Source organism: Nocardia pseudobrasiliensis NBRC 108224 (assembly GCF_001613105.1).
GTDB lineage: Bacteria > Actinomycetota > Actinomycetes > Mycobacteriales > Mycobacteriaceae > Nocardia > Nocardia pseudobrasiliensis.
The window spans coordinates 66,240-83,305 of the sequence record NZ_BDBS01000048.1; the positions used below are offsets into that span (position 1 = coordinate 66,240).

Annotated in this window: 10 protein-coding genes; 4 read left to right on the top strand and 6 right to left on the bottom strand. The window is 66.2% G+C overall.

What is annotated here, in order from left to right; all coding sequences use genetic code 11:
• Positions 1-278: 278 nt before the first annotated feature.
• Entirely contained in the window at positions 279-770 is a 492-nt protein-coding gene (locus NP4_RS32285; protein WP_068006026.1) for a hypothetical protein, read from the bottom strand.
• Positions 771-859: 89 nt separating this feature from the next.
• Here NP4_RS32285 and NP4_RS32290 point away from each other — a divergent pair, with 89 nt between their 5' ends.
• On the top strand, positions 860-2,311 hold the full coding sequence (locus NP4_RS32290) for a M20/M25/M40 family metallo-hydrolase (protein WP_245998358.1): 1,452 nt from the start codon (positions 860-862) through the stop codon (positions 2,309-2,311).
• 14 nt (positions 2,312-2,325) lie between these two features.
• Here NP4_RS32290 and NP4_RS32295 read toward each other — a convergent pair whose 3' ends face one another.
• From NP4_RS32295 to NP4_RS32315, 5 genes are read right to left on the bottom strand one after another with little or no spacing between them, the layout of a single operon-like run.
• Positions 2,326-2,625, bottom strand: coding sequence for a hypothetical protein (locus tag NP4_RS32295; protein WP_068006027.1), 300 nt, complete (start codon positions 2,623-2,625; stop codon positions 2,326-2,328).
• A gap of 26 nt (positions 2,626-2,651) precedes the next feature.
• Entirely contained in the window at positions 2,652-3,473 is an 822-nt protein-coding gene (locus NP4_RS32300) for an ESX secretion-associated protein EspG (protein ID WP_068006029.1), read from the bottom strand.
• Positions 3,470-6,016, bottom strand: coding sequence for a hypothetical protein (locus NP4_RS42010; RefSeq protein WP_156524958.1), 2,547 nt, complete (start codon positions 6,014-6,016; stop codon positions 3,470-3,472). The genes NP4_RS32300 and NP4_RS42010 overlap by 4 nt, the downstream gene beginning before the upstream one ends.
• Before the next feature lie 45 nt (positions 6,017-6,061).
• Positions 6,062-12,439, bottom strand: coding sequence for a WXG100-like domain-containing protein (locus NP4_RS32310; protein ID WP_068006039.1), 6,378 nt, complete (start codon positions 12,437-12,439; stop codon positions 6,062-6,064).
• Between the two features lie 20 nt (positions 12,440-12,459).
• Positions 12,460-12,957: a YbaB/EbfC family nucleoid-associated protein gene (locus NP4_RS32315; RefSeq protein WP_068006041.1), complete on the bottom strand. Its 498-nt coding sequence runs from the start codon at positions 12,955-12,957 to the stop codon at positions 12,460-12,462.
• A gap of 227 nt (positions 12,958-13,184) precedes the next feature.
• Between NP4_RS32315 and NP4_RS32320 the strand changes: the two genes are divergently transcribed.
• The 3 genes from NP4_RS32320 to NP4_RS32330 form a co-directional block, all read left to right on the top strand.
• Positions 13,185-13,607, top strand: coding sequence for a YbaB/EbfC family nucleoid-associated protein (locus NP4_RS32320; RefSeq protein ID WP_068006044.1), 423 nt, complete (start codon positions 13,185-13,187; stop codon positions 13,605-13,607).
• Positions 13,604-13,909 carry a hypothetical protein gene (locus NP4_RS32325; protein ID WP_068006046.1) on the top strand — a complete coding sequence of 102 codons (306 nt, stop codon included), beginning with the start codon at positions 13,604-13,606 and terminating at the stop codon, positions 13,907-13,909. The genes NP4_RS32320 and NP4_RS32325 overlap by 4 nt, the downstream gene beginning before the upstream one ends.
• 13 nt (positions 13,910-13,922) lie before the next feature.
• On the top strand, positions 13,923-17,066 hold a 3,144-nt coding region (locus NP4_RS32330), incomplete at its 3' end, for a WXG100-like domain-containing protein (protein WP_444980128.1).

The window sequence follows — 17,066 nt, forward strand, 5'->3', positions numbered from 1 at the left end:
CGGGTGGGAATTTTTCACGCATCGTGTTCTAGGCTGCGACCATGGCGCATTCTGAAACCGGCCGTCGGATATTTGTTTTCGGGCTCGGCGGCACCAGTGCCATGACGGCCGCCCCCGGCGGCGGGGTGGTTCCCGCCCTGTCGGCGCGGGAGCTGCTCGCGGCGGTTGTCGGCGCTGCTGGCCAGCGGCTGCGAACCCGCCGCGCTGCGGGTCGCGATCGCCGTGGCAGGGGGTTACAAAGGTCCCGAAAGCTGGCCCTGGCCAATGGCTTCGGAGGCCTAGCCCTTGCGCAGGGTGCCGGTGACGGTGCCGCCGCGGCCGGGGGAGCGGTAGTCGAGGGAACCGTCGGTATGCAGTTGGACCGTCGACTTCGTACCGGGATCGCAGCCCTCGCCGCCGGTCGCGGTATCCGCCTGGAAGGTGAGTTCGGTATCGGTGGACGCGGTGACGACCTCGTGGCGTTCGCAGCGGATGCCCGAGGCCCGGTCGGTACTCGACGAGGTCGCGGTGTTTCCGCCGGTGGTTTCGTCGAATGTCAGCACGACGTCGAAGGTGTCGCGGCCGTTGTCGGCGACACCGCGCCACTGCCCGTGGAATGCCGCCGCGACGTGCGTCGCGGGTGCGGGACCGCTCTGCTCGGGGTCGCGCATGTAGGCGATGATTGCGATCGCGACGGCGATGATCGCGATCGGGCCCACGATGGCCAACCGTATCCGGTTCTTGCGGCGGATCGCCTGCTGCTGCGGTGTCTCCCACTCATCCCGGCCCACCTGGCAGAGTGTATGCCTTCGGCCGCAACGCAATCCGGGTTTCCGCCGATCCGGCCCGCCCACGGTGGCGGCTGTGTTAATTTCCGTGCGTGTCTACCACAAGTAGCCGTAAATCATGGATTTATCCGGCCGCGGTGGGAATCGCCGCGGCGCTATTGTTGACAGCCTGCGGAGCGGATGCCCCGAAGAAGGATTCGGGAACCACCTCCGGTGTGGTGGCGGCCCAGGACAATCCGGCCCTGTTCCGCGATATCTACAAAGAACTCGTGGACATCGATACCTCCCATTCGACCGGCAGTACCACCGTCGCCGCGAATGCCATGAAGAAGCGCCTGCTCGATGCGGGTTTCGCGGAATCGGATATTCAGATATTCGAACCCGCGCAACGCAAGGGCAATCTGGTGCTGCGTTTCGCGGGTTCCGGCCAGCGTAAACCGTTGCTGCTCATGGCGCATCTGGATGTCGTGGAGGCCAAACGCGAGGACGGTTGGCAGACCGACCCCTATAAACTCACCGAACAGGACGGCTTCTACGTCGCGCGCGGCACGGTCGACGACAAGGCGATGGCCGCGGCCTGGGTCGCCGATCTGATCGCGCTCAAAGGCGAGGGTTTTCGGCCCGATCGCGATATCGTGCTGGCCCTGACCGCCGACGAGGAGGCGGGCGATACCAACGGCGCGCAGTGGCTGATGGCGAACAAACCAGATCTGATGACCGCCGAGTACGGTCTCAACGAGGGCGGCGATTCGATTCTGGTGGACGGGAAACCGGCCGTGCAGACCGTGCAGGTGGCCGAGAAGACCTATGCCATCTACACCGTCGAGGCCAAATCCAAGGGCGGCCACAGCTCGATTCCGACGCCCGCCAATGCGATCTACAGCCTCACCGCGGGACTGAATCGCCTGTCCGGCTATCGTTTCCCGGCCTCGGTCAGCGATGCGACCCGGGATTACTTCGCGGGATTGGCGACCAAACGCAGTGGACAGGAGGCCGACGATCTGCGCGCGGCCGCCGCCGGGAATCCGAGTCCCGAAGTGCTGGAACGACTCTCGGCAACGCCGGAATACAACGCCCAGCTGCGCACCACCTGTGTGGCCACCATGTTGAAGGCCGGTGAGGCCGAGAACGCCCTGCCGCAGACCGCCCAGGCGACGGTGAACTGCCGCATTCTCCCGCAGGACGATCCGGCCGATATCGAACGCCGATTCCGGGCGGCCCTGGCCGATCCCGGCCTGACCGTCACCCCCGAAATCAGTGCGGCGGGCGGTATCTCACCGGTCGACGGCGACGTCATGACCGCGGTGACCGCCGTGACCAAGGATATGTTCCCGACCTCGGCGGTCAGCTCGGTCATGTCCACCGGCGCGACCGACAGCAGCTACGCGCGAGCCAAGGGCATCCCGATGTACGGAATCAGCGGCCTGTACATGGAGACCGGTGATCTCGAACGCCAGCACGGGGTGAACGAACGCGCGCCCATCGCCTGGCTCGACCGGAGCCGCGACTTCCTGTATCGCCTGATCAAGCGACTGTCCCAGTAGTTCCGGGGCGGCCGCTACTTGTCCATATCGTCCATCTTCTGCGCCGCGTCGCGCATGCTGGAGGTGAATTTGTTGAGCGAGCGGGTCAGGTTCACCGCACCGTCCATCAGGTTGTGACTGGACTTCTCGTAGCCGGATTCGCCCTCGGTGAACTTCTTGCCGTAGCTGTCGTGTCCGAACGGGGCGCCTCGATCGTTGAGATTGTCCTGCAGATGCGTGACCGTCTTCCAGACCCGGGCGGCGACATCGTCGACCTTGCCCGCGGCATTGCGCAATTGGTTGGTGTCGACCTCGACCTTCTTACCGTCGGTCATCGGACGCTCCTTTCGTACCCGTCTGCTCAGTAGCGGTCGTCCGAGAAGCCGGCCTCGACACCGGCTTCCCAATGAGTGTCCAGCCGCTGCATGAGATTGTCGATATCGGTCTGAATGCGTTCGGCGAAACGCTTCGGCCCGGTCGCCATCGCGACCGGCGAATCGTCCATCGCCATCACGTAGCGGCCGTCGCCGACCACATCGCGCCACAGCATCTTGGTCTCGTGGATACCGCGCGGACCGTATTTCGAGCGGCCCTGGGCGATGAGGACGGTGCCGGTGAGCGACGCGCGGGTCTCCCAGAACTTGCGCGAGCGAATCACCGGCGCATCGTCGTCATCGTCGTCGCGGAACATACTGGAACCGGTGTGGCGCGAATACTCCTGCGGATCGGTGACCACCGGAACGCTCGCGCTGTGCCCGGCCTTCACCGCGGGCAGCGAGCGGACCACCTCGGCGGCCAGCCCACGCGGATCGCATTCGGTCACCACGAATCCGTCGGTGTGCCAGAACGACTTTCCGGGTTTCTGCTCGAATTTGAACGCCTGCGCGCCGCTTCGGGCGAAATGCATGTACAACCGCTTCTTGCCGTTGTCCATATCCTGTTCGTCCCAGCCGCGCAGTCGGATGAACAGGTCGGGGGAGCACATGACCTCGATCATGAGATCCCAGGCGGGATCCCATCGCGCGCGCAGCTCGCCCCAGGCCCTGTTCTTCAGCACGGCCGACTCGTCGAGGGTCATCTCCTCGTCGAGGGTGTAGAACAGCGGCGTGGGCAGCGCGCCGTCCCGGAACCGTTCGCACAGCACCTGGAATTCCAGGCCCGTGAAGTCCCATTTCCGCGTCACGGCTCGATCACCGGCCTCACCTTGTCGATTCCGTCATCGAGCACCTCGTCGAGATTGCGCGTGCTGTCGAGGAACTTGGGACGCTTGTACTCTCGCTGGCCGCCGGCGTTGGCGGCCCCGCCGGGCGCGCCGCCCATCGGGGCCCCGGCGCCCTGCCCGCCCATCGGATTGGACGGATCGTAGGGGCGGCCGGAGACGCCGTCGAAACTCGTCGGCAGGCTCGCCCGCGGGAACAGTCGCGAAACCTCTTGCTGGGTCACGGGATTCGACAGAGCCTTCCCGGCATCGGCCAGGCCCGCGCCCGCGCCGCTGAGCGCACCGCCCAGTGCGCCGCCGACCGCGCCGCCCACACTGGACAGATCGCCGCCGAGGGCGCTGAGATCAGAACCGAGTTTGCTCAGCAGATCGGTGCCGAATCCGGAACCGGACGCGCCCAGCAGCTGATCGAGGCCGGGCAGACCCGCCTGATGCAGCAGCTGATCGAGTCCGGACAGGCCGGAGGAGCCCAGCAGTTGTTCGATTCCGGAGATGCCCGAACCCAGCAGCGAACCGAGCAGTGCGGCAAGGCCGGAACCGCTGCCGGATCCGAGCAGCGAGCCCAGCAGCGCCTCGAGGCCCGAACCGCTACCCGAGCCGAGCAGTGAACCGAGCAGCGAGCCGAGACCCGATCCGGAACCCGAGCCCGAGCTCGAGCCGAACAGCGAACTGAGCGCAGACCCGAGGCCGGAGCCGAATCCGGAACCGGAACCCTTGGGCGAGAAGGGCGAATACGATCCGCCGCTGCCCGAGCCGCTACCGAACAGTGAGCCCGATCCACCGCCGCCGCTGTATCCGCCGCTGCCGCCGCCGAGAATCGAGGACGCGGCCGACAGGCCCGCCGAATAGCCCGCGGCATAACCGGATTGGTAGCCCGAGCCCGACTGCGAGCCGGACTCGCCGCCGGAACCGTAACCGTCCGGATAGCCGGAGCCGGTGGAGGCCGATCCGCCGTAGGAGCCGTCGCCGTAGGAACCGCCGCCGGGCATTCCGGCGCCGCCGCCCGAGGATCCGCCGCCGCCACCGGAATCGCTGCTCGGGTAGTTGTAGCTCGGCACCTGCGGTCCGCCGCCTCCGCCGCCACTGCCGCTGCCGCCTCCGCCGGTGTTGCCGCCTCCGCCGCCGCTGTCACCGCCGCCGTAGCTGCCGCCGCCGTAGCTGTTGCTGCCGCCGCCGTAGCTGCTGCCGCCCCCGCCGCCACCGCCGTAGCCGCTGCCGCTTCCGCCGCCGGTGCCGCTGCCGCTGCCGGAGTTGCTGCCGCTGCCGGAATTGCTGCCGGAACCCGAACCGCTGTCGGAGCCCGAACCGCTGCCGGAGCCGCTGTTGGAGCCCGAACCCGAGTTACTGCCCGAACCGCTACCCGAGCCGCTGCCGCTGCCCGAGCCGCTGCCCGATCCCGAACCCGAACCACTGCCGCTGGAACTCGCGTTCCCGGTGCCCGAACCGAGCACGGTGATCATCGGGAAGGCCCCGATGGAACCCTTGATGCCCTTCACATAGCGGTCGTTGTACCGATCGAGATACCAGCCGCGCCACTTCTGCAGCGTGCAGTCCACATATGCCACATGTGGTTCACCGCGGCCGTGGCGGAAGTCGTCGTAGGTGTAGGCGGGCATGCCGTCGAAGGTGTACTTCAGCCAGGACGAGGTGTAGTTCAGCACGCTGGCCAGCGCATTGATGCTGTCCCCGAACGCTTTCGAGCCCTCCTCGAAGCGGTTGACCGCCTTGACGGCCTGATCCTTGCCGGTGCCGCTCCACATATCGTCGGAGATCTTCGACAGCTGATTGGTCACGGCGGAGATGTCGGCGGCCATCTGCGTCGCCATCCACTGGTAGCGGGTGCCCGCGATATTGGTGTTCCAGTCGCTGCCGATCATCGAGCGGCCGAAGTTGTAGAACCCGTCGAAACCCCAGGCGCTGGCATCGGTGATCGACACCGAGATGTTGTTGTCCTTGTTGGTGGGTGCGGTCGGGTCGCTGGGCATGCTGTTGTTGTTGCTGGGCCCGAAGTTCGACGCGCCGGGCGGATTGCGGCTGCCGGGATCGTTCTTCACGTTCGTGCCGCGGATGCCGTTGAGTTCCTCGACCGATTTGTTCTCGGCCTCGCGATACTTGCGCAGGGCGGTGATGAACGCGTCCTCCATCTTGTTGAGGATGCGCTGCATATTGTCGATTCCATTGACGATGTCGGTGCCCTTGCGGTTGAAGACATTCGTCAGTTCGACGCCGCCGAGTTCGTTCGACAGGGGCTTGATGGCGTTGAGACCGTTGTCGGTGACGTACTTGCGGTAGTAATCCAGCTGCTTGACCAGCTCCTGAATCGCCCTCGCGCTGTCGAGGAAGACCTGGTCGACCGCGGTGAGATTACGGTTGAGACCCAGACCGCCGTTGGTGGCCTGATCGCTCAGATTCGTCCAGTCGGACAGGTCCAAGGTCGAGGTGTCGCTCGGTCCACCCGCACCGGTGCCGCTGCCGCTGCCGGAGCCGCTACCGCTCCCATCAGCCATTGTTTCCACTCCTCGTCGGTGTTGCGTTCATATTCGGGCCGGCGATCAGGCTCCGGCGGGATCTGTTCCGCGAATCGTCTTCTCCGGCACCGGCTCCTGTTTCTCGCGGGAACGGGCCTGTGCGCCGAGCGGATCGCCGAGTGTGAACATGACGTCCACATCGGCCTCGGGGCCAACGGGTTCGGAGGTCTGCTCCGGGGAGGTGACCACAACCGCCTTCAGCGGCTTCTGCTTTCGCCGATCGTCCTTCTTCCGGTCCTTCTTCCGTTCCTTCCGCTTTTCGGCCTCGGTCTGCGGGCGGCCGCCGGGTGGTGCGCCCGGTGAACCGGGCGCGCTCGGCAGGCCGGGTGATCCCGGCGACTGCCCTGGCGCGGCCTGGTCGCGTGGCGACAGCGGGGCGCTGGGGTTCGAGTCGTCGTAGGAACCATTGTGCGACAGAGCGTTCGCGCTATCACCAGGGGTGGGTGTCGTCGCCGTCGAGCCGGGCTCTGCGCCCGGGGCGTCGCCGGTCGCGGTGCCGGTGGGGTCGGCCGAGTTTCCGGAACCGTCTGCGCCAGTTGATGTTCCGGAGCCGTCTGCGCCTGGTGATGTTCCGGAGCCGTCTGCGCCTGGTGATGTTCCGGAGCCGTCTGCGCCTGGTGATGTTCCCGAACCGCCAGCGCCAGTTGATGTTCCGGAAGCGCCTGCGTCAAGCGGTGTTCCGGCGTCGGACGACATATCCGTGGCACCCGAACCGCCGGTGTCGGCCGCCCCCGCCGCGGGTGAACTCGGCTGCGCACCGGCGGAATTGGCGAGGCTCGAACCGCTGTTGCGCAGCGCGTCCAATAGTCCTGGCGCGGACAGTGATTCCAGCGAATTCGGCAGGCCGAGCGCGTTCAGCAGTGCCGACAGGGCGGGAGACGCCGCGGACAGCAACGGGTTCAACAGATTCGACAGTCCGGACAGCCCGGACAGGTCGCTCACGCCCGACAGACCGCCCAGGCCGGACAGTCCGTCAAGACCCGACAGCAGATCGCCCAAGCCCGGCAGTCCGCCCGGGCCGGACAGTCCGTTCAACGCTCCGAGCAGATCCGACAACCCCTGCGGTCCGGCCATATTGCCGCCGAGCAGATTCGACAGTTCCGCGGGCGACAGGCCGGAGAGCAGATTCGACAACTGCGACAACCCGGCCAGCTGCGCGGACGAAAGATCGGACAGGCCAGCCAGATTCGACAACCCCGGCAGCCGCGACATCGCCGCCAGTTGCGCGCTCGACAGACCCGCGAGACCGGCAAGCCTGTTCGACAACGCGGACAGACCCGCCATCTGGCGGTCGGCCATGGCCGCGACGCCGGAGTAGTCCGGTGTCGGAGGCGGGGAGTAGCCGCCCCAATTACCGGACCACGGTGGGTTCCAGTTGAACGGCGGCGGCGTCCAATTCGGCGGTGGCGTCCAGTTGGGTGGCGGGGTCCAGTTGGGTGGTGGCGTCCAGTTCGGTGGCGGCGGTGGCATATTCGGCATCGGCATGAACTGCAACGCCGTGGGCCCGAAGGGCGCCTGATAGAACATCGGGTCGAGCGGGTCCGGATAGTGCGGAAGTCGCGGCGGGAGATTGCCGACCAGGTCGCGGCCGCGGATATTCGGGCTGTCGCGGTCGACCGGGTCGTGCTGGGTTCCGTCGGGATCGTTGAGGTGCAGCTTGCCCTTGTCGTCGACGGTCCAGGTGGTGCCGTCGGGCCGGCTGCCCTCCGACGTCCCGTTCTTGTCGGTCACTCGCACCGAGCCGTCGCCGCGTATCTCGCGGATCGAACCGCCCGGCTCCCGCACACCGATCATGCCGTCGGGTCGGGTCTCCCGCGTAATGCCCTGCTGGTCGGTGAATTTCACCCCGCCCCGGCCCGCCTCGGATACCGAGTCGGCGTGGAAGACCTTGAAACCGTCGGATGTGTTCTCCACCGTCGCGCCATTGGACAGTTTGACGGTGCCGCCCTGGGATTGGATCGGAGCCTTGTCGTCGCTCGCGCCGGGACCACTCACCCGGACCGTGCCCTTGGGATCCTTCTCGTAGGTGGTGCCATTGGGATCGGTGACCTTGATATTGCCCTTGGCCGACACTTCCAACCCCGTGCCGTCGGGCCGATGCAGGCCGACCGCGGGCGGGCGCTCGGTGATCCGGTCGATGAACCCGGCACCCTCGGGCGCTCGGTGCACCGAGGTCGCCGAGCCGTCCGGATAGCGGGTATTGCGGCCGCCCAGCGGATTACCGGGATCGTTGAAGGTGTGCACGGTGCCGTCGGGATCGCGCACTCGCACCGAGCCGTCGTGGGTGAGGGTTTGTTCCGTGCCGTCGTGACCGGAGACGGTCGTGGGTTTGTCCGGTCCGGTCGATACGACGGTGCCGTTGGATTTGGCGACCGTGACATCGCCACTGTGCTGTTCGAAAGTCGTTGTGCCGTCAGGCTTCACGGTGGTGCTGCCGCCGTCGGGGGATTTGGTCTGTATCGAGCCGTCGGGGGTGATCGTATGCGTGGTCCAGTCGGGTCTGCCGAATTCGAGTGATCGGTCGGGGCGGACAGTGATCAACTGATCCGGATCGTCGGGTCGGCCGAAGTGGATGTTCTTCTCGCCGTCGATGACGAAGTGGGTGCCGTCGGGTGCGGTGATATGGATGTCGTCGCCGCTCTTGTGCCAGGTGGCGGCGCTGTCGTCCCAGTTCGACTTCGAGCCGGATGTCCTTCCGCCGGAACCGAATCCGGTCTTCGCGCCGTCCCCGGAGACGAATTCCGCGGACCCGCCGGATCCGATCGTCACCGTTGCGCCGTCGGAGGCGGTGGTCTTGACCGAACCGTTCGCGCCGACCTCGACCTTCAGGCTCGTGCCCTCGGGACCGTGGAATTCGACCGAATGGTTCTCGGTGTCGATGGTGATCCGCTGCGGATCGTCCACGCCGCGACCGACCCGCACGGTATTGCCGTCCGGGTCGATGAAATGCATCGTGCCGTCCGGCGAGCTGATCAGCAGCTGGTTCTCGGCGTTCTTGTTCCAGGATCCTCGGTCGGTCGGCACGGTATGGCTGCCGCCGTCGGGATGGGTGACCAGGGTGGGCCGATCCGGTCCGGATTCGATCTTTGTTCCGCTGGGATCGTGGATGGTTCGGTGGCCCTCGGGATCGGCGAATTCCGTTGTGCCGTCAGATTTCACGGTGGTCGTGGATCCGTCGGGGCCACGGGTGGTCACCGAGCCGTCCGCGCCGAATGTGGTCGAGGTGCGGTCCGGGCGGCCGAAGGTCTGCTCCTCGAATCGACCCGCGCCCTTACCGGGTCTACCGGCTGTGGTTCCGGCGGCGTTGCCGTCGGAGTCGACGAATTCGACCGATCGGGTGTCGGGGGAGAATTTGATGCCATGATCCTCGCCCGGACGACCGACCACGATATTGCCGTCGGGGTCGATCGTGTGGTGGGTGCCGTCGGGGGAGACGACGGTGAAACCGCCATCGTCGTGGGCGGTCCAGCTCTGCCGATCCGTGGGCACGGTGTGCACGGTGCCGTCCGGCGTGGTGACCACGGTGGGCCGTCCGGGGCCGGATTCGATCTTGGCGCCGTCGGGTTCGTAGGTCGTCTTCGCGCCGTCCGGCGACCGATGTTCGGTTCCGCCATCGGTTTTCACGGTGGTGGTGGAGCCGTCGCCATTGGTGAACTTCACCGACCCGTCGGGCCGGAATGTATGCGGGGTGACCGCGCCACCGCCGTCGCGCCCGCCGGGCAGGCCGACGAACACGACGCCGTCGAGGACCTGGACCTCGACGCCGTCGTCGAGCCGAACGGTGAAGGTGCCGTCGGGGTTTCGCTTCCATGCCGGTCCGTGCTCGCCGTCGCCGCGGGAACCGTGGCCGGTCCCGGAGATAGCTCCGAACCCGGCATCGCCCGGGCCGGCATGTGGTGGCGACGAATCCGCGCCCGCGCCTCCGTGGGTGCGGGATCCGTACGGGGCCAGTTGAGTGTCGTGCTGTGAGGTCGACCCGCTGCCCGCGCCGCTGAGGCTGTCGCCTTGTCCGCCGACGGTGTGGCCGCCGGGTCGGGGCGTGGCGCCGGGCCTGTTCGACTGCGGGGCGGACCCGTCGCCGGAATTGTTCACCGGGGTTCGGGTACTCGGCAGCGAATCGGCGCGGCCACCCGAATGGGTGTCGCTGGGAACGGGACTCGATGCGCGCACGGGAGTCGAGGACGAGGAGGTGGTGTCGCTTCCCACGCGCCCGGGTGGGCGTGGGGTGGCCCCATCGCCGCTGTTCGCGGCGACCCCCGAGGCCGGACCTCTTTGGTCCCCGCCGGAGGGCAGGCTCGCGCCGGACCGATTGCCGCCGATGGTGGTGGGTTGCTGTATATCGCTCCTTGCCGCCGAGGAGGACTGACCGCCGGTATTGGACGGGACGGTGGATTTTTGGCCCGAACCGGATGCGTCGCCGGTCGAGGGCTTGTGGCCGCCGCCGGACGCATCGAGCGGCGAGGTCTTCTGCCCGCCGCCCGACATGTCGGCCTGCGAGGACTTTTGGCCGCTACCGGACGTGTCGGGCGTGGAGGCTTTCGGGCTTCCGCCGGACGTGTCGGCCTGCGAGGTTTTCGGGATGCCGCCCGACGTGTCGGCCTGCGAGGATCTTTGGCTGCCGCCGGACGTGTCGAGCGGCGAGGATTTTTGGCTGCTGCCGGATGTGTCGACGGGCGAAGCCTTTTGACCGCCGCTGGATGTGTCGAGTGGCGAGGATTTTTGGCTGCTACCGGATGTGTCGACGGGCGACGCCTTCTGGCCGCCGTTGGATGTGTCGAGTGGGGAGGATTTTTGGCTGCCGCCGGATGTGTCGAGCGGCGAGGACTTCTGGCTGCCGCCGGGTGTGTCGACGGGCGACGCCTTCTGGCCGCCGTTGGATGTTTCGAGTGGGGAGGATTTTTGGCCGCCGCCGGATGTGTCCAGTGGGGACGATTTCTGGCTGCCGCCCGACGTGTCGGGGGGTGTCGTCCGTTGGCCGTCGCCGCCCTGGGAATTCGCGACGGGTGTGACCTGGTGGCCGTCCTCGCCGGTCGAGCCCTTGGGGGGCGGGTTCGGCTGGTCGCTGCCAATGGTGGATCCGGACGCGGGGGTGGTTCGATGGCCCTCGGTGGTCGGATTGGCTTGGTTGCCTGAGGGATTCGTGGTCGATGTGTCGGTCGGCCGCGGGCCGTTGCCGGTGGTTTGTCCCGGGCCGCCGGACTGGCCGCGATCGGGCGGCATGTGGCCGCCCTGCGAATCGTTGCCGCCGGTGGACCCACGGCCGCCCTCGTTGGTCGAACCCGAGGCCGGGAAGGTTCGGTCGCCGGTCGAACCGAAATGTTCACCGCCGGTGACTAATTGGTTCGAGCCACCGGTACCGCGCGAGCCGAAGGTATTGGTCTCGCCGCCGGTGGGGAACTCGAACCCCCGTCCGCCCCCGCCCGGCGCGAACGACTCCACCTCGAAATTCCGGAAGCCGCCGGGCACTTCGATCCCGCCGCGGAAACCACGGATACCGCCGCCGATACCACCGCCCGCCGCACTGCCGACCCACGCGTGCGGATTCGCAAGCCCCTCGGTGAAATCGCCGGTTATCGAGCCCGCCGCCACATTCGCCGCGGCATTGCCGAACAGACCACCACCCGCCCCGACGAAAAGTCCGTTACCCGTCCGAAGCCACGGATTGGTCATATCGCCGAACAACTTTCCGGTGCCCTTGCCCAGGAAGTCACCGAACCACTTACCCGCTCCGGCGGCCGCGGCGCCACCGAGGACCGCCGCGCCGAACTCCTTGGCGTCGAAGTTCTTTCGCGTGCCCCCGGCCATCTGGCCCAGCTGCACGCCGCCATCGATACCGGCGGAGATCAGCGCCGCCTCGAAGATCTTGGCCACCCACCCCTTGGCCAGATTGGCGAACTTCTCGCCGAAGATACGCAGCACCTGGGCCACGATCCGGTCCTCGATGAATCTGGCCATGAAGCGGACGATCGCCCGGGTGGTTCCGACCGCCGCGGCCTCGACGGCGGGCGCGGTCGGCGGGAACATCCACGCCCAGAAGATCTCGATGGCCAATGCGATCAGTGAGATGATCACCATCAGCTTCGCCGCTTCGACCTGGGTCGCCATATCGAATGCCGCATCGCCGACCGAATCCATGAATTTCGCGAGCGATTCGATGGAATTGTCCCCGGTGAGCATGCCGTCGAACATATTGCCGATACTGGTCGCGCCGTCTCCGGATCGATAGGCCGCGACGGCCATCCCCTTGGCGGCCTGGACATCCGGAATGACGGCCCGCAGTCCCGCCGCGGCGTCCTTCCACGCGCGCGAAACCTCGCGGATTACGGTTTCATCGCCCTCGGGCCATTCGCTGCCCGCGACATAGCCGAGCCAGCGCAGCTCCGGCGGCAGATAGAGTCCCATAGCAGCAGCCCAATCCGCACCTACCGGTCGGTGTCATTGATCATCGAGCGACGCGAGCGGAAATCCTCCACGTCCTCGTAGACCGGCGCCGCCTCCTCGTAGTGACGTTCCGGGGAATTGGGCGGTGCGGTGGAGACCCGCGGCGTCATCGGCATCATATCGCCGAGATCCGGTGCGCCCTCCAGCATCTCGGACAGCCGGGGCAGGCGCGCCTTGCGTTCGCGCAGTGGTTCCATGAGTTCGATGGTCATCGCCTGGACCTTCTGCGCGGCGGCCTGTACGGAGTGCGTCATCGCCGCGGCGATCTCCTCGTAGCTGAGGTCCTTGATATCGTCGGCGAACTTGGTGTCGATGAGAATGCCGTCCGCATTGACCGTGACCGATATCCGCTTGTCGCAGGCGGTTACGGTAGCCGTGAGCCGAGCCCGGTTGCGTTGAATCTCGGCGATGCCGGACATTTGCTCGGACAATGCCTCCATCATCATCGCGGCATCGGCCTTCAACCGCTCATTGCTCATCGGCAACCTCCACGCCCCAATGCTAGCCCCGAACCCCGCAGGCCGCATGACGAAAAATTAACCTACCGCTGAGGTTTCGCGCGATCATTCGAGGTCCATTGTTGGATCGTTGTTCGCACATCGTACGCGTTACCGGACATGTTGCGGTAACCTTCGATCCAGGTGACCGGTGCAGGGTCGCTCGGTGGCGCCATGGTGGTATCCGCAGGGCGAGAGGAGGATTCGCTGTGGCAGAGGATGGTGCGGGGTCGGCCGCGCGGACGTCGGAAGCGGCGGAGCAGCGCGCGCGTGATATAGCGGAGCTGGAAAGTCGGCGCAAGCTGCTGACGGCCACGGCGATGGCGTGCGAAAACCGGATCACGGTCACCGTGAATGCCGATGGCGTACTGATCGAAACAAAGTTCTCCGCCGATATCGGCGATCTTTCCTATGCGGAGGTCGCGGAGGCGCTGCCGATTGCCGTGCGGGCCGCTGCCCGGGAGGTAACCAGGCGCGGTCGCGCCATGATGTGGCCGTTGCTGGAGCGCGATACCGAAATACCGATCATGGCATCGGATGTCGGTGTCACCGGTCCTGGAGCGGCGGTGGCCCTGACGCTGACGCCGCAAGACATACCCGCAAGTTTACGTGAGCCCGAGGATTTGCAATGACGCAACCGATCGAGGTCGATCCGACCAAATTGGAGAACGCCGGACATCATCTGTTGTCGGTGAAGGACAAGATGGACGGCATTGTCGGCAAGCTGAAAAACGCCGTGGGCCATGCCGGTACGGAAACCTGGGGCAACGACAAATTCGGGAAGGGCTTCGCCGACGGCGAGGACGGCTATACGAAATCGCGGACGGAACTGCTCGCGGGCGCGGACGAAACGGTGAAATCGCTGCAGCAGTTCGGTCAGGGCATGGTCGACGCCGCGGCCACGGTGCGTAAAGCCGACACCCCGGGAGCGTAACGGAAACCACGCCATGTCCCTGTATCTACCCCCGGAACTGCGGTGGTTGTCCTATGTCGGCGGCGCGGAATGGCCCGACGGCGACGAGGACAAGATGTTCGCCATGGGCGACGAATGGAAAGCCGCGGCAAAGGCTTTGCACGAACTGGTCGCCGAGATCCAGACCGTCCTGAACGAAACGCTCGCGGCCTATCCCTCGGGCGCCGGTCAGGATTCGGTGCGCGCCGAGATGACGAAACTGATCAGTGGTGACCACTCGATCGATCAGCTGGCCAAGCTGATGGATCAGATCGGCCAGTCGACCCGGAATTCGGGTACGACGATGGAACAGACCAAACTCATGGTCATTCTGACGTTGGCCCTGCTCGCCGGTGAGATATTCATGGCCTGGCTGTTCCCGCCCACGGCCCCCGCGGTCGAGGCCGCGGCCATCGGCGCCACCCGCGCCTTCCTGTACCGCATGGGCCGGTCGGTGGTGGCCTTCCTGGAGTCGATTCCCGGGGTCGGCAAGCTTATCGGGCAGTTCATCAAGTTCGTCAAGATCATTCCTGATATTCCCAGCAAGGCAGGCGATCTGCTGGCGAATCCGATCGGTCTGGGCGTTCGAAAGATCACCCCCGGCAAGACGTTCTTGGATCTCGCGCCGCGGAGCTGGTCGCGAAACCCGTTCGTGCGCGACGTTTTCGACGTGATGCCCGAGGAGTTCGCGAAATGGATGGTCAAAAGCGGTGTCAACGTCGGCCTCTGGTCCGGTAGCCAGGACTTCCTGATCCAGTCCATCCAGATCGCCAAGGGGCATCGCGACGGCTACAACGGGCAGGAGATCGGACTGTCGATGGGAGCATCGATGGTCGGTAAATGGGCAAGTCATCTGCCCGCCGTCTACTTCCAGAAGTGGGGCGGGGATCTGTTCAAGAACTTCGGCGTGGATCCGTCGCGGGGCTGGGCGGGCGCGGCCAACGGCGCGATCGCGGGCGCGGCCACGAATGTGACCAGCGGTCTGGCCGGTGGTGTGCTGTATACCGTGGTGGCGGGCGGCAACTACCTCGAGAATGTCGGTACCGGCTTGATCGGTGGGGCTGCCCAGGGCGCGATCACCGGGGCGCAGCGCGGTCATATCGGGCAGTTGGGGGCTAGGCCGGGTTCGGGTGCGGATTTCACTGCCACGCATCCGGAATTGCATGTGCCCCTGCAGAATTTGGGTGGTGGCGGCAATCAGCACCAGTTGGGGGGCGGCGGAAACCAACACCAATTGGGTGGTGGCGGCAACCAGCTGGGCGGTGGCAACAACCAGCACCAGCCGGGCGGTGGCAACAACCAGCATCAGATCGGTGGCGGTAACAACCCGGCGCACGCGGGCGGCGGGAATAATCAGCAGCCGCCGCGGACATTCGAACAGCGGCAGAAGGATCTGCTCGATCAGCACGAGCGCAACTACTCGGCGGCCCGCGGATTGGACCGCGACACCCAGAACGCCTTCGCCCGCCAGGGCCGGAATCTGAACCCGTTCGGCAGTCGCTCCGACCAGTATCAGGTCAACCGGAATATCGAGGTCTCCCGGCACCGCGCGGAAATGGACGCGCTCAATACCCAGCACAAGGCGGAGATCGCGGATCAGCGCGCACAGGCCGCCGAACAGCGCGCGCAGGACGCCCGCAACAACCATGCGGGAGACGCGAATACACGGCAGCAGATCGCGGCGCAGGCGCGCGCGGATGCGAACCGGGCCCAAACCGAGGCGAACGAGGCGCAGGCCCGGCTCGACGGGTTCCGCAATGATCCGAATGTCCAGAACTCGCTGACCAATGTGGCCAATGCCGCGCGGCCGCCGCACGCCGAACAGCCCGCCGCGCCGCCCGCGCAGCAGAATCCGCAGACGCCTCCGGCCCATCCCACGGATCGTCAGGTCGATCAGGCCGATCATCGAGTCGACCAGCGCCGCCAGGAATTCAATCGGTCGCTCGACGCTCACCAGGCGGCGAACAACGCTGTGCAGCAGCGCCTCAACGGAATTCAGGATCGGCTCCACGATCTCGATACCCGGCGCGTACCCCTGCAGCAGCAGGTGAACGACGCCCGTACCGCGCACGGGGATGCGGTCCAGCATGTGGCCGATCTGAAGAATCAGTTGAAACAGCCCGGCAATGAAGGTGATCGGGGACTGCGGGATCAGTTGCGGCAGGCCGAGCGCGATGTGATCCGCCAGGAGCGCAATGTGGCCGCGGCCGAGGGGGATCTGCGCCATATCGACCGCGAGATCGCCAAACAGCAAGCCCCACTGGACAGTGCGCTCGATGCCCAGAAGAAGGCCTCCGAGGCGGTGGACAAGGCGAAGGCCAAACTCGACGAGGCCCTGACGTATCAGCAGCAGATCCACGGACAGCCGGTGACGCCGCCGCCGACCATCCAGGAGGCGCACAATACGGTCAACACGCACGGCGCGAATGTCGACAACGCCCGCAATACCGTGACGCAGCACGGCACGAATGTCGATGATGCCCGGGCGGTGGACAATACGCACGGCAACAATGTCGACAACGCGCGTACCACCGACAACACGCACGGTGCGAATGTCGACAACGCGCGCACGACGGTCGCCAATCACGGCGCGAACGTCGACAACGCGCGGATCGTGGACGGCGCGCACGGTGCGAATGTCGATGCCGCGCGGAATACGGTCGCCCAGCACGGCGACAATGTCGACAACGCGCGGAACACGATCAACACCCACGGTATCAACGTCGACAACGCGCGGAACACGGTGAACACGCATGGCGCGAATGTCGACAACGCGCGCAACACCATCAACACCCACGGTGTCAACGTCGACAACGCGCGCAACACGGTGAACACGCATGGCGCGAATGTCGACAACGCGCGCAACACCATCAACACCCACAGTGCGAACGTCGACAACGCGCGCAACACAGTCACCAACCACGGCGCGAATGTCGACAGCGCGCGCAATACGGTCAACCAGCACGGCGCGGCGGTCGACAATGCCCGAAACACGCTCGCTACCAACCCGAATGACGGAGCGGCGCAGAACATCGTGAATCAGCACGGCGCGAACGTCGACAACGCTCGGATCGTGGACGGCGCGCACGGCGCCAATGTCGACAACGCGCGGAACACGATCAACACGCACGGCGCCAAT